This is a genomic window from Microbacterium sp. H6, from assembly GCF_003314775.1.
Lineage (GTDB): Bacteria > Actinomycetota > Actinomycetes > Actinomycetales > Microbacteriaceae > Microbacterium > Microbacterium oxydans.
The window spans coordinates 1-353 of the sequence record NZ_QOAY01000204.1 but is presented as its reverse complement, the minus strand read 5'-3'; the positions used below and the strand labels follow the sequence as shown (position 1 = coordinate 353).

Annotated in this window: 1 pseudogene; it reads right to left on the bottom strand. The window is 71.4% G+C overall.

What is annotated here, in order from left to right:
- Nucleotides 1–353, bottom strand: a pseudogene (locus tag DSP71_RS22345) (hypothetical protein); the annotation flags it as partial.

Sequence of the window (353 nt, the reverse complement as noted above, 5' to 3'; positions counted from 1 at the left end):
CGGGTGCGATCGCCGTCAGATCGTTCTGCAGGAAGATGCGATCGACCTCGGCGGGCAGCAGGGCCACGAGTGCGCCGGCATCCGCGGGACCTCCGCTTCGCAGGCTCACCGCCCACTCCGGTTCGGTCCCATCCTCCGCGATCAGTCCGAGAAGCGCTGCCGCCTCCTGCATACCCCGAGAACGATCGGGCCACGCGGGGTCCCACGGATGGGCGAGAGGCCACAGCTGAGGGGGGATCCAGCCACCGGTCTGGGAACGGACGCCGCGGGGGAGAGCGTCGCGGAACGCCGTCGCGAGGACGGTCCAACGATCCGCCGCGGACGAGCGCAGCCAGCTCTCGGCGGAGAGGCTC